At 60.8% G+C, this 12,313-nt stretch carries 10 protein-coding genes; 8 read left to right on the top strand and 2 right to left on the bottom strand.

The genetic code is table 11. The features are described from left to right. Positions 1–36 precede the first annotated feature (36 nt). The gene (locus tag ACXYMN_RS04875; protein ID WP_459012331.1) at positions 37–1,233 is read left to right on the top strand and encodes an IS91 family transposase; all 1,197 of its coding nucleotides are present in this window, start codon (positions 37–39) and stop codon (positions 1,231–1,233) included. A 512-nt stretch (positions 1,234–1,745) separates the two neighbouring features. Here ACXYMN_RS04875 and ACXYMN_RS04870 read toward each other — a convergent pair. Next, a complete protein-coding gene (locus ACXYMN_RS04870; protein ID WP_090211335.1) occupies positions 1,746–2,678 on the bottom strand; it encodes a carbon-nitrogen hydrolase family protein in 933 nt (310 codons plus the stop codon). 68 nt (positions 2,679–2,746) lie between these two features. Then, positions 2,747–3,898, bottom strand: a complete 1,152-nt coding sequence (locus ACXYMN_RS04865) for an acyl-CoA dehydrogenase family protein (RefSeq protein WP_459012330.1) — start codon at positions 3,896–3,898, stop codon at positions 2,747–2,749. Between the two features lie 143 nt (positions 3,899–4,041). Here ACXYMN_RS04865 and ACXYMN_RS04860 point away from each other — a divergent pair, with 143 nt between their 5' ends. The 7 genes from ACXYMN_RS04860 to ACXYMN_RS04830 all read left to right on the top strand — a co-directional run bounded on the left by ACXYMN_RS04860 (position 4,042) and on the right by ACXYMN_RS04830 (position 12,085). Then, positions 4,042–4,731, top strand: coding sequence for a winged helix-turn-helix transcriptional regulator (locus ACXYMN_RS04860; protein ID WP_459012329.1), 690 nt, complete (start codon positions 4,042–4,044; stop codon positions 4,729–4,731). Between the two features lie 436 nt (positions 4,732–5,167). Continuing rightward, the gene (locus tag ACXYMN_RS04855) at positions 5,168–6,121 is read left to right on the top strand and encodes a LysR family transcriptional regulator (RefSeq protein ID WP_459012328.1); all 954 of its coding nucleotides are present in this window, start codon (positions 5,168–5,170) and stop codon (positions 6,119–6,121) included. A gap of 139 nt (positions 6,122–6,260) precedes the next feature. Further along, positions 6,261–7,772, top strand: coding sequence for an amidase (locus tag ACXYMN_RS04850; RefSeq protein WP_459012327.1), 1,512 nt, complete (start codon positions 6,261–6,263; stop codon positions 7,770–7,772). A gap of 4 nt (positions 7,773–7,776) precedes the next feature. Continuing rightward, complete coding sequence (locus ACXYMN_RS04845; RefSeq protein ID WP_459012326.1) at positions 7,777–9,060, top strand: TRAP transporter large permease; 1,284 nt, start codon at positions 7,777–7,779, stop codon at positions 9,058–9,060. 22 nt (positions 9,061–9,082) lie between these two features. Next, complete coding sequence (locus ACXYMN_RS04840) at positions 9,083–10,057, top strand: TRAP transporter substrate-binding protein (protein ID WP_459012325.1); 975 nt, start codon at positions 9,083–9,085, stop codon at positions 10,055–10,057. Positions 10,058–10,112: 55 nt separating this feature from the next. Continuing rightward, positions 10,113–10,640: a TRAP transporter small permease gene (locus tag ACXYMN_RS04835; RefSeq protein WP_459012324.1), complete on the top strand. Its 528-nt coding sequence runs from the start codon at positions 10,113–10,115 to the stop codon at positions 10,638–10,640. Between the two features lie 62 nt (positions 10,641–10,702). Further along, complete coding sequence (locus ACXYMN_RS04830; RefSeq protein ID WP_459012323.1) at positions 10,703–12,085, top strand: FAD-binding oxidoreductase; 1,383 nt, start codon at positions 10,703–10,705, stop codon at positions 12,083–12,085. Positions 12,086–12,313 lie beyond the last annotated feature (228 nt).

Below are 12,313 nucleotides of genomic sequence, written 5' to 3'. Positions count from 1 at the left end.
ACCCTGCGACGAGGGCTGGAATAGCACCTGGGGCGCGTGCCCCGGCCCAAGCTGGAGATCGCTGACATCTTCCGTGCCCATGGTCCTGCGTGGCGGCGGGCCAATGCGGGGCATGTCAGCCTGGCCCAGCTCAAGGTGATGTCGGCGATTGAAGCCTGCCGGACCGAAGCGCTCGGCGGGCATGTGGCGGGCTGTGCCAAGTGCGGCCACCACCATCTCGCCTACAATAGCTGCAAGAACCGCCATTGCCCCAAGTGTCAGGGACCGGCGGCGCGCGACTGGATGGCGGCGCGCGCCGAGGATCTGTTGCCCGTGGAGTATTTCCACGTGGTCTTTACCCTGCCGGCGGAGATCGCGCAGATCGCCTTCTGGAACAAGAGGGCAGTGTATGGGCTGTTGTTCAAGGCTTCGGCGGAAACGGTGATGATGATCGCGGCCGATCCCAAACGTATGGGCGCGCGGGTGGGCCTCACCAGCGTGCTCCACACCTGGGGCTCGGCGCTGACGCACCATCCCCACATCCACATGATTGTTCCGGGCGGTGGCCTGTCACCGGACGGCACCCAGTGGGTGGCTTGCCGCCCCGGGTTCTTCCTGCATGTGCGGATATTGTCGCGACTGTTCCGTCGCCTGTTCCTCGAAGGGCTGATGGCCCTACACCGCGCCGGGGAACTGGCCTTCTACGGTGATCTCGAACGGCTGACCAAGGAGGATGCCTTCGCCTCCTGGCTTGCGCCGTTCCGTAAATCTGAATGGGTGGTCTACGCCAAGCCGCCCTTCGGCGGCCCGCAAGCGGTGCTGGCCTACCTGAGCCGATACACCCACCGTGTGGCGATCTCGAACCATCGCCTGATCAGCGCCGACGCCGAAACGGTGGCGTTCCGCTGGAAGGATTACAGGATCAGGTGCGGCGACCGGCAAAAGGTCATGCGGCTGGCCACGTCCGAGTTCATCCGCAGGTTCCTGATCCATGTCCTGCCTGACAGCTTCCACCGCATCCGGCATTACGGCCTGCTGGCCAGTTCGACCCGCAAGACCAACATCACCAAGATCCGCGCCTTGCTCTGCGTTCAGCAGCCTGAACAGGTCACCGTGCCGGAGCCGCAGGCCGAGGCTTCGCTCACCCTGCGCGAGCCATGCCCCTGCTGCGGCGGACCCATGCGTATCATCGAGATCTTCCGGCGCGGGCAGATACCGATGTCGCGCGCGCCACCGAGGGAGCAGGCCGCATGATGTATCGCCCGTCATCCATCACGGAGCACCACCGGCTAAAGTCTCACAGACCCGGCCCGAACAGCGTGTGCTCGCTTACTTCCAGCGTGGCACGAGCCGGCAATAACTCCAAAACGCACAGCCTTGTCGGGATCATCGGCCGTCTTTGCGAACGTATCGGGCATCTGCCTCGTCACCAGCCGCATCCCGGATGCAGCCGTCGCCCCGACCGTCCGCGCACTTTCCCCATAGCCTGATCCAAGCCCCCCGCGGCTTCCTCCTTCCGAGGTTTGTCAACGCGAGCCGCCACCTCCCGGCCGCCCACGTCGCGCCGCGGCCCGCATCGAAAAACCTTCAGGGGAGCCGCCATTCGCTGCGGACGAAAGAAAAGTCAGCTTCGCGGGACGAAGCGAGCTTTCGCCGCGCGCGCACGAATGGCTGCTATCAACGCGTTCGGACCGAGCCCATGTTGAAAATACCCCTGCCAATTGAGCGTGTGAAATGCATGCGTAGCTGCAATTAGCGACAGTCGGTCAGCTGAATGAAACCGGCACTTTTCGGCTTCTGTCGACGGTGAGCGAGAATACATCCGGGCGGGCGTAGTGGCCACTTGCATCGAATTTTCTACGTGAGGCGCGGGCAGCGGATACATCTATATCGGCCCAAAGAAGCCCCTTTTCGCGATGCATCGGACCGGCTGCGATTCCACCGAAGGGTTTATAGATGACGGCGTCACCGGGATTGACCCATTCATCGTTGTTCGGGAATAGAATGTCGCGATGAGGGATACCTTCGGGAATGTCAGACGCCTCAAGCGCAGTTGCGCATCCTATGACCCAACACCCGCCCTCGCGCGCGATGTGCTGCATCGTGGCAAGCCACGTGTCACCTGTGTCCCAGGTCGGGGCGACGTAGATGTCGATATTCTGTGCATAAAGCGCATAACGCGCCAAGGGCATGTAGTTTTCCCAACACAGTAGCGCGCCGATACGCCCGACCGCAGTTTCGACCACGTTCAGGCCAGACCCGTCGCCAAAGCCCCAAATCATGCGTTCGGGGTTGGTCGGCATCAGCTTGCGATGGTTGTTCATGATCCGACCGTCGGCATCGATGATCGCGCAGGAATTGAAAATCGTCGAGCCCGATACATCCCCGTCGATCTCCTGATAGCCGACCACAATGACCATCTCGTGCTCTGCGGCGGCTTCTTGCAACGGGGCCATGCCATTGCGGCTGAGGTCAATGGAATTGGCTTGTGACAACGCAAACAATTCATCCGTCTTGCCCATGTCCGCGCCCGGCGACAGTCGCCAGCAAAACGTCGGGTATCCGGGAAACCATGTTTCGGGAAAGACCATCAATTTGGCACCATCTTTTGCGGCCTGCGCGACAAGGTTGATCGCACGCTCCATACTGGCCGCGAGGTTCAGATAGACGGGCGGTTCCTGGACAACTGCGACTTTCATGACGATTTCCTTTTTGTTGTGCTAAGCCCCGACGTGCTGAGTTTACTCGAACTTGAACAAGTACGGCGCTAAAATATTTGATCGATTGGCTGTCTCAGTGCCATTGCTCCGGCATATTCGGCCTGCACCTCTTTTTGCAGCGGATGATACCGCGCGGCCTGAATGTCGCGGAAACGCCGCTCAAGCTCAGTCTTGCGATAGAAGCTCGCGCCGCCAGCCAACTCCATAGCCAGCTCCACCGTCCGTATCGCGTTTTCTTCGACCAGACGTCGGCCAATCATCACGTCATTGATGGTCTCTGCCGAGGGTGCGTTGCGCTCGACAGCTTCGATCATAAAGGTTTGCGCCATGCGTGCGGTGGCCAAAGCCGTATCCATACGTCCGGCAATAGACTGGGTGCGGTTGCAGACCGGTTTCTTTGCGGCAATGTCGACTGCAATTTCTCGCGCGCTTTCGGCAATGCCCAGATACACTGAATAAATCAGCGGAAACGCGATGGTGGCGATCATTTGAAACGCCGGGTGCCACTCGGCTGCTGCGCGTTTGAGTGGGATTTTGTCGTCCGCGACGAACAACCCGTCGATTGTTATGTCGTGCGATCCGGTGCCGCGCATGCCCATGGTGCGCCACGTATCCAGCACAGTGACTTCGGGCGCGGCAAGTGGGACGCCGAAATGCAGGACCGTCTTTTTTCCGTCGTCGTCACTAATGGCACCAGTCATGAGCAGATCACCCGCAGGCGCGCCGGACGAGAACACCTTTCGGGCGGTAATCCGATACCCGCCGTCTACTTTTTCGGCTGTGCCGGAGCCACCAATCCAATCTGATCCGCCCGAGCTCACCAGCACAATTTTTTCGTCGGCAACTCGCCGCAGGAGTGGTTCGACCATGGGACGCGCAGTGTCCTGATGATGCCAACGCCAAGCGGGGATTGCGACTTGGTGGGTATGCATTGATAGGGCAAGCCCAGTAGACCCGCAGGCCCCAGCGATAATGCGCAGCAAGTCACACAGCGCGCGCACGTCGGCCCCACCGCCGCCAAGCTCGACAGGAACACCTGCCGAAATCAGTCCGGCGCTTTTCAGGTCGGCGTAATTGACGTCGATGAACCTGTCATTGTCATCATGGTCAGCGGCCCTTGCAGCGAATGTTTTTGCCAGAGTTTTGGCAGTCTCATTCAGGTCGGCAGCGGTTCTTGCGCGATCAATAGATTTGTTCATAGCGAATTCTCCGTTCCATCAAAATGCAACATCAGGATCACGCGGACGACGCCGTGGCGATAGTCCAGAAACTGTACTGGCTACAATTTGCAATCCCGACTACGCTCAAGATGATGCTTTGGCAGCCAAAAAGGAGTGATATCATGAGTGGTGGTTACGGTCAGTTTTGCCCGATTGCGATGGCAGCGGAGATCTTATGTTCGCGCTGGACGCCTCTTTTACTGCGGGAATTCCTGTGCGGCAGCACGCGGTTCAATGACCTTAGGCGTGGCCTACCGCGCATGTCGCCTTCGCTTCTATCAAAGCGTTTGGGCGAATTGGAAGCGGCAGGCGTGATCAAGTCCGCCAAGACAGACAAAGGCGTCAAAGAATATCGTCTGACAACGGCTGGCGAAGAATTGAGGCCCCTTATCATGGGGATCGGTGTGTGGGGGCAACGATGGGTCGAAAGCGGGCTTTCGCTCGACAATCTCGACCCAGAACTGCTGATCTGGGACATGCACCGCGGCCTAAACATTGACCCGTTGCCCAAGAAACGAGTGTGCCTTCAGTTCGTGTTCAATGATCTTGCGACCGCAAAGCAAAATAACTGGCTTCTGGTGGATCCAAATACCGGCGTTGAGGCTTGTTATACTGACCCAGGTCACGAAGTTGACCTCTACGCGGAAAGTCACCTGCGAACCATGACTGCAATATGGATGGGCGTCGATTCCGTCGAGAAAGCGGTGGAAGGCGGACGGATGGTCCTGACGGGCACCCCCGAGATCGCAAATTGCATGCAGAAATGGCTTGGCCTCAGCCCCTTCGCCCACGAAGAACGGATGGCCAGTTGATACATCAAAGTGCTGGTGATGATGGAAGACGGAAACCACTGCGAAAGTGACGTCGCCTTGGTGACCAGTTGATCGCCCACCGATGAGTATTCGGCAATTGAAACCTGAAAGCCGACATTAGCTGCATTGCGGAAATACTGCACTATGGGCTCGGAGCCGTCATTCGCTGCGCGGACCATGAACGTCGGCACTGGGCCGACCATGCCTTCGTCACGCCTGGCGCGAACGGCAGTCCGGGGCCGCGGTTCGTACCGTCCGGCCGAAAGCAAGCTGGCTTTTGCTGAAACTCTTGTGTGGGAGCGGCGTTCTAACCAAGGCACGTCCTTCCGCCCGCTGGTTTCCATTCCCTCCAGTCCTCCCTGCTGAGCCGCAGCTCGGCCAGTGTTCATACATGCAAGTCATGATGATAGTGTCGACACAAAGAGATCCGGGAGTATTGACCATTCCAAACCTCACGTTCCAGAAGGCCATCACGATCCGCCACTTGCGGGTGATTGCCGCCTTGTCAGATCTGAAGTTGGTCGCGCGGGTGTCCGAGGCGCTCAATGTCTCACAGCCCGCCGTGTCCAAGCAGATTGCAGAACTTGAGAGGATCGTCGGCGCCCCCATCGTGACGCGCGAGCGGAACCGGCTGTTTCTGACGCCGATCGGGCAAAGGCTCGCAGAATACGCCAGGCAGGCGCTCAATCAGCTTGACCGGGCTGCCTTTGACATCGAGGCCATGGCGAGCGGGGTTTCAGGATCGGTCTCAGTGGGGGTTGTCAGTTCGGTTGCTCCCACCCTTTTGCCCGGCGCCATTGCGCTGTTCAAAGGCAGCACGCCGCAGGCCAGCATCTCGATAAAAGAAGGCCATTTCGTCGAACTTCTGCCCGAACTGGAGACCGGTGAGCTGGATGTCCTCATCGCCCGGATCTGGCAGCCCCAGGAACTGCCCGGCATTGCGCAGCTCGGCCTGTTTGCGGAACCGGTGATAGTCGTGGCCGGGCGCAATCACCAGCTGGCAAAACGGGCTGACCTGGACTGGGGCGATGTAGTAGATTTTCCGTGGATTCTGCCTCAGGCTAACTCGGTTGCACGGCGCGCGATTGATGCGCTTTTTTCCGGGTACGGGTTGACCCCCCCGGCCAACACGATTGCCTCCTTGTCGTTGACGTTAAACCTCGCCCTGCTGGAGGCGATCCCCGCACTGGGTCTCATGCCGCAACGCCTGGCTCAGGCCCATGCGGCACGCGGCGACATCGTTTCGCTTCCATTGGACACCCGAGGCCTCCTGTCCGAGGCACGGTGCTTCTGGCGCAGCGATCAGGTTGACACGAATCCGACCTTGTCATTCTTTCTGAAATGCCTGCGAAAAGTGACGGAAGACCTTCAGACCATTCCGTTTGGTTAAGGTCATGATCCGAAAATTCAATATTCTTCGCCCGAGATCCGCTTTACCATAACCGACATCGTCATCTTGGGAGGGATACGATGTCAGGTTCGATCACGCTGGATGGATCACGGGTGGACGCATGAAGGGGGCAGCCTTGATGGCCCTGTCCGCGCACGAGGTGTTGCAGCGCTTTGCGGACTACAGGCTCACGCCCAGCGAGTATCTGACGGCCTGTCTCGAGCGGATCTCGCAGGTCAATCCCAAGATTAACGCACTTACCGCGATCGATGCCGAACGTGCTGTCGGCGAGGCGGTTCAGGCGACAGGCAGATGGCGGGCCGGGACGCCTAAGGGGCCGCTCGACGGCTTGCCGGTTGGGGTGAAGGATCTTCAGGACACCAAAGGGTTGCTGACCACCCATGGCAGCCCTCGGATGCGGGCCAACTGTCCACAGGTAGATATGCCCATGGTAGCGCGGCTGCGCGCCGCTGGAGCGATCATTCTGGCCAAGACCAATGTTCCCGAATGCGGCGCCGGCGGCAACAGCCGCAACCCGGTCTGGGGTGCGACGGGAAACCCGTTTGACGCCAACGTGATCGCTGGCGGTTCTTCTGGCGGATCGGCGGCTGCGTTGGCGGCAGACCTTCTGCCCCTCTGCACTGGGTCGGACACGGGCGGGTCTCTCAGATTGCCGGCGGCGCTCTGCGGTATCGTAGGCTATCGGCCCTCCGTCGACGTCATCGCCCATCCGACGCGGCCTTTGGGATGGTCAGGCATTTCGGTGCTTGGCCCGATGGCACGCACAATGGACGATCTGGTAATGATGCTGCAGGTCTGCCAGGGGTTTCATACTGACGATCCCCTGTCTTGCCGCGGGGCGCCGGACCGCTTTGCGTCCCTGCCTGAAATTCGCCTTGAAAACCTGCGCATAGGCTTCAGCGAGGACTTCGGCTGTGCGCCCGTTGACCCTTCCATTCGGGCGACCTTCCGGGCGCGTGTCGAAAAAATCGCGCCGCAGGTTCAGGACTGCCGCGCGATTGATCTGGCGCTCGGTGATATGGACCGTTGCTTCGACATCCTGCGTGCCGAGAGCTTCGTGTCGGCTTTCGGCGAGGTCCTCAAATCCGACCCCGATGCTTTGGGCCCCGATATCGCAACAAATGTCGAGATGGGGCTGTCCATGACTTTGGCCGACCGGGCCTGGGCGCATGCCGAACAGACGCGCATCCTGCGCCGGTTCAATGCGGTGATGCAGGATGTCGACGTGATCCTCCTCCCCACCGCGCCGGTCTCCCCGTTCCCCTGGACCCAGGGCCATGCCACGGAGATCGATGGCCAGAGCATGGATATCTATTATCGTTGGCTGGCACTGACCTATCGCGGTTCGCTCACCGGCGGCCCGTCGATCACGCTGCCCTGCGGGCGCGACCCCCAGGGCATGCCCTTCGGGCTGCAGATGCTGGGACCGGTGCGCGGGGATGAAGCGATGTTGGCTGCCGCCAAGACGCTTGAGACCTTTTTTGCCGCCGAAGCGGAAACCGCGCGACCCCGCCCTGAAATGGCGAGCCTTGCGCCCTCCGACACCGATCTGCGCTCCATCGTGACACATCCGCCCATCCTCAACGGCGCTGGCCAATCCGAGACGGCTGCCATGCGAACGGCGGTGTAACACAATGTACCTGATCCCCATCGTCTTCATCATTCTTCTGATCAGCGGCACGGCCTTTGCCTACCTGATGGGTGCCGTTTCGGTGCTGACCTTCGTGGCCCTCGACAAGAGCCAGTTCCTGTCGATCCTGCCGCAGCGCATCTTTGCCCAGCTCGATGTCTTTGCCTTCATGGCAATGCCGCTGTTCATCCTGACCGCCGAGATCATGGGCCGAGCGGGGGTCACGCGCAGCCTGATCGATTTCGCCATGTCCATCGTCGGCCGCTTTCGTGGCGGGCTGGGCCATGTCAACATCCTGACCAGCGTGTTCTTTGCCGGCATTTCAGGTTCGGCCATCGCGGACAGCGCCGCCCTGTCGCGCACCTTCGTGCCCGAAATGAAGGCCCGCGGGTACGACCCATATTACGCGGGGGCCATCACCGCGGCCTCGTCGATGATCGGGCCGATCATTCCGCCCTCGATTATCATGATCATATATGGCGGCCTGACCGGAGCTTCGGTTGCCGCCCTGTTCATCGCGGGCGTGGTGCCGGGCTTGCTTCTGGCCGCGTCCCTGATGACGTTGAATGCCATCATTGCCGCCGCCAAGGGGCATCCGGGCGGCAAGTCTGACGATCTGCCACCATTTCTGCCCAGCCTTCTGAACGCGGCACCGGCCTTGTGCCTACCCGTGGTGATCCTCGGGTCGCTGGTCTTCGGTCTGGCGACACCGACCGAAGGGTCGGCCATCGCGGTGCTGGTCGCGCTGGTGGCGGGCCAGTTCTACAAGGGTCTGACCCTGCGGATGATCTTTGATGCTGTCGAGGCGACGGCCAAGATGACCGGCACGATCTTCATCATCCTCGCGGCGATTTCGGTGCTCGGCTACCTGGCCGGGCAGCTGGGCTGGTCGAGCGCCCTGGCGGATTGGGTCGGCTCCTTCGGACTGACCGGCACCAAGTACCTGTTCTTCTTGGTCGCCATCTTCCTGATTGCGGGCATGTTCATGGACACGCCGGTGGCCCTGACGCTGCTCATCCCGCTTTTCGCGCCGCAGGCCCTGGAGCAAGGCATCAGCCCGATCCAGCTTGGCATCGTGCTGTGCTTCAACCTGTGTGTCGGGCTGATCACGCCGCCGCTGGGCAAATGCCTCGTGGTCGTCGCGGCGCTGACAAACCTCAACTACTGGCGGCTGGCCTATGCCGCGCTGCCCTTCATTATCGTGCAGGTGCTGCTGCTGATGGCGCTGGTCTACTGGCCGGCTCTCTCGCTCACATTGCCGCGCCTGCTCGGATTCTCAGTGAATTAGAACAAAAACGGAGGAGACCAACATGAAACTCAAGGCACTCTCACTGGCGGCATTGCTCGCGATGTCGAGCGCGGTCAGCGCGGAAGTCAAGATCGCCCTGGACAGCGCGCCGGATCTCGATACCAGCGGCTCGTACAACTGGGCGCATGCCTTCGGCGCGGCCCTGACCGAAGCCGGGATGGAGGTGCGCGAAATGCCGCGCGGGTCCGTCGGCAACGAGGCTGAAAAGTTCGACCAATTGTCGACCGGTCTGCTGGAGGTATCGCTGTCGGACGTGCGTGCCATCGCGCAGGTCGATCCCTTCATCTATGGCGTGCGCCTGCCTTACATCTTCGACGATGTGGATCACATGGACCGCGTGCTGGAAGCGGGCAAGATCTTCGACCGCGTCAATGCCAACCTGGCGGACCAGGATGTGGTCGTGCTGGCGCTGGCGCCTCTCGGGCCGCTTTCGGGCATCATCACCACCGACGCGGTTGTCCGCTCGCCAGCCGACATGTCAAACCTGCGGATGCGCGCGCTCGATGATGCGCAGATCGCCATGTACCAGGCCTGGGGTTCCAGCGGCACCATCGTGCCCTGGGGTGAAGTGCCTGCGGGCCTGCAAACCGGCGTGATCAACGGCTATCTGAACTCGCCCTTCGTGCCGGTGATGTTCGGCCAGACCGATTTCGTCAAGAACTTCTCGGACGCCGGTGTGATCATCCCGATGCGCGCGGTCCTGGTCTCCAAGAGCTGGTACGAGGGCCTGTCCGAGGCAGACCGGGCCGCCGTGGACAGCGCCGTCGAAACCGCCGATGCAGCGGCCCGCGCGTGGCTGGCCGAGGCCTCCGAGCGCGGTCTCACCGCCCTCGAAGAAAAGGGCGTGACCGTCCAGCGTCTGACCGCAGAAGAGCGCGCGGTGTTCCGTGAAGCGTCCAAGCCGGTCTACGACTCCGGCCTGATGCCATCCGAGGACGTGAAAGTCTGGACAGACCTGTCCGACTCCAACCGCTGACCCGCACCCGCCGGGCCTTGGACGAGGCCCGGCCCTTTTCGGCAGGAGACGCCACATGCGCAACGCCATCATCGCAGCAAGCAACAGCGTTCACCGCGTCGCCCGCGGCGCGGCCGTCTTCGCCGTCTGCCTCATGTTCCTGACCGTCTTCCTGCAGATCATTGCCCGCTACGTGTTTTCCGCGCCCCCGGTCTGGACAGAGGACGTGGCCCGGTATGCCATGGTTTGGACCGGACTTCTGGGGGCGACGCTGTCGTTCAAGACGCGCTCGGACGCGGTGCTGATGCAGAGCGTCGCGCCGGAGCGTCCTCATCTGTTGGGTTTCCTTGCCGAGGCAGTCCACAGCGCGGCGGTCATGACCTTCGTTCTGCCGGTCGTCTATTTCTGCTTCATTGGCTTGCGAGGTGGCTTTGCCAAGGGCTACCTGGCCCGCCAATCCGGCTTGACCGCCGACACGCTCGGCATTCCGATGGTCTGGATCTCCATGTCGGTGCCGATTGCCATGGTCATCATACTCTTGCACCTGGCCGCCCGTTGGGCCGGCGATGACCAGATCGACACCGCCGACACGCAACTGGACTGAGATCGGCCCAAGTCAGACAAGCCGGAACCACACCAGTAGACCATTTTTCAAAGAGACCTTCCATGACCACGGACCCGACCGCTCAAGCCATCTCCGACCTGAAAAACCTGTTGGGCGAGCGCCTGTCGACCGGCGAGTCCGTCCGGGAAATGCATGGCCGGGACGAGGCCTATTCAGAACCCGCCTTGCCGGATGCGGTCGCCTTTCCTGAAACCACCGAAGAAGTCTCCGCGATCATGAAGATCTGTTCGCGCCACGTGGTTCCGGTTGTCCCTTTCGGCATCGGCACGTCGCTCGAAGGCCACGTGATCCCGATTCACGGCGGGATCAGTGTGGACACCAGCCGCATGAACAGGATCCTCGAAATCCATGACAGCGATCTGGACGCCGTCGTGCAGCCTGGCGTCTCGCGAACGCAACTCAACGATGAGCTGCGCGCAACGGGCCTGATGTTCACGGTCGATCCCGGCGCGGATGCGACATTGGGGGGAATGGCTGCCACCCGAGCTTCGGGAACCAATACCGTGCGCTACGGCACCATGCGCGAAAACGTTCTCGCGCTCGAAGTCGTGCTGCCCGATGGCACTATCATCGAAACCGGCTCTCGCGCGCGAAAATCCTCGGCCGGTTATGACCTGACACACCTCTTCATTGGTTCAGAAGGCACGCTCGGCATCATCACCAGGTTGACGGTGCGCCTGTTCGGCCAGCCCGACACCATCCTGGCCGCGACCTGTTCCTTCGAGACCGTCGATGACGCCGTGAACGCGGTGATCATGGCCATCCAGATGGGCATACCGATGGCGCGGATCGAATTGCTGGACGAGGTCCAGATGAAAGGTATGAACATCTTCAACCCCGAACTGAGCCTGCCCGAAAAACCGCACCTGTTTCTGGAATTTCATGGGTCTGACGCCGGCGTGAAAGAGCAGGTGGAGATGTTCGAAAGCGTCGGCCAGGAGTTCGGCGTGTCGGGTCTTCAGTGGGCCACCAAGGCCGAAGATCGCAATCGCCTGTGGACCGCACGACACAACGCCTATTACGCCGGGAAATCGCTGCGCAAAGGCTGCGAAGGTCTAATTACCGATTGCTGCGTTCCGATCTCGGCGCTGGCCGAATGCATCTCGCGGTCCAAGGACATGGTGGCGGCCTCCGGCATGATCGCCCCAATTGTCGGCCACGTCGGCGATGGCAACTTCCACCTCATGATCCTGATTGACCGGAGCGACCCCGGCGAACTGACGCGGGCCAAGTCACTGGCCTCGGAGGTAAACAAGCTCGCTCTGTCCTTTGGCGGGACCGTCACCGGCGAGCATGGCGTGGGCACTGGCAAGAAGCGCTACATGGAGGAAGAGCACGGCGCCGCCTATGCGCTCATGGCAACGTTGAAACGAGCCGTCGATCCGAAGAACATCATGAATCCCGGGAAGACCGTTGAAGTTTAATTATAGCCCCTGTTTCAACGAGTGATCGAGGCTCGTTCAAACCGGGAAGAAAAGGCCACTGACCGCTGACGCGATGCATTTCTTGAGGGATGGCATTTAGTGCGTTAACAGCTTGGTTACATCGGATGACCTAAGCTACAGCAGCAATTCGATGTGGTTTCATCAATTTTAGAACGACTGCTTCGGCGCAACTGCAATGCAGCGAAATGCTGCTTGATCAATATCCGG

This window comes from Roseivivax sp. CAU 1753, assembly GCF_054482575.1.
The sequence above is the reverse complement of the archived record's forward strand: the minus strand, read 5'-3'. Positions and strand labels throughout refer to the sequence as shown.

Bases quoted from the DNA above. Each gene is read 5' to 3' on its own strand.
- ACXYMN_RS04870 (WP_090211335.1), bottom strand. From the start codon at position 2,678: ATGAAAGTCGCAGTTGTCCAGGAACCGCCCGTCTATCTGAACCTCGCG.
- ACXYMN_RS04860 (WP_459012329.1), top strand. From the start codon at position 4,042: ATGAGTGGTGGTTACGGTCAGTTTTGCCCGATTGCGATGGCAGCGGAG.
- ACXYMN_RS04840 (WP_459012325.1), top strand. From the start codon at position 9,083: ATGAAACTCAAGGCACTCTCACTGGCGGCATTGCTCGCGATGTCGAGC.
- ACXYMN_RS04865 (WP_459012330.1), bottom strand. From the start codon at position 3,898: ATGAACAAATCTATTGATCGCGCAAGAACCGCTGCCGACCTGAATGAG.
- ACXYMN_RS04830 (WP_459012323.1), top strand. From the start codon at position 10,703: ATGACCACGGACCCGACCGCTCAAGCCATCTCCGACCTGAAAAACCTG.
- ACXYMN_RS04835 (WP_459012324.1), top strand. From the start codon at position 10,113: ATGCGCAACGCCATCATCGCAGCAAGCAACAGCGTTCACCGCGTCGCC.
- ACXYMN_RS04850 (WP_459012327.1), top strand. From the start codon at position 6,261: ATGGCCCTGTCCGCGCACGAGGTGTTGCAGCGCTTTGCGGACTACAGG.
- ACXYMN_RS04845 (WP_459012326.1), top strand. From the start codon at position 7,777: ATGTACCTGATCCCCATCGTCTTCATCATTCTTCTGATCAGCGGCACG.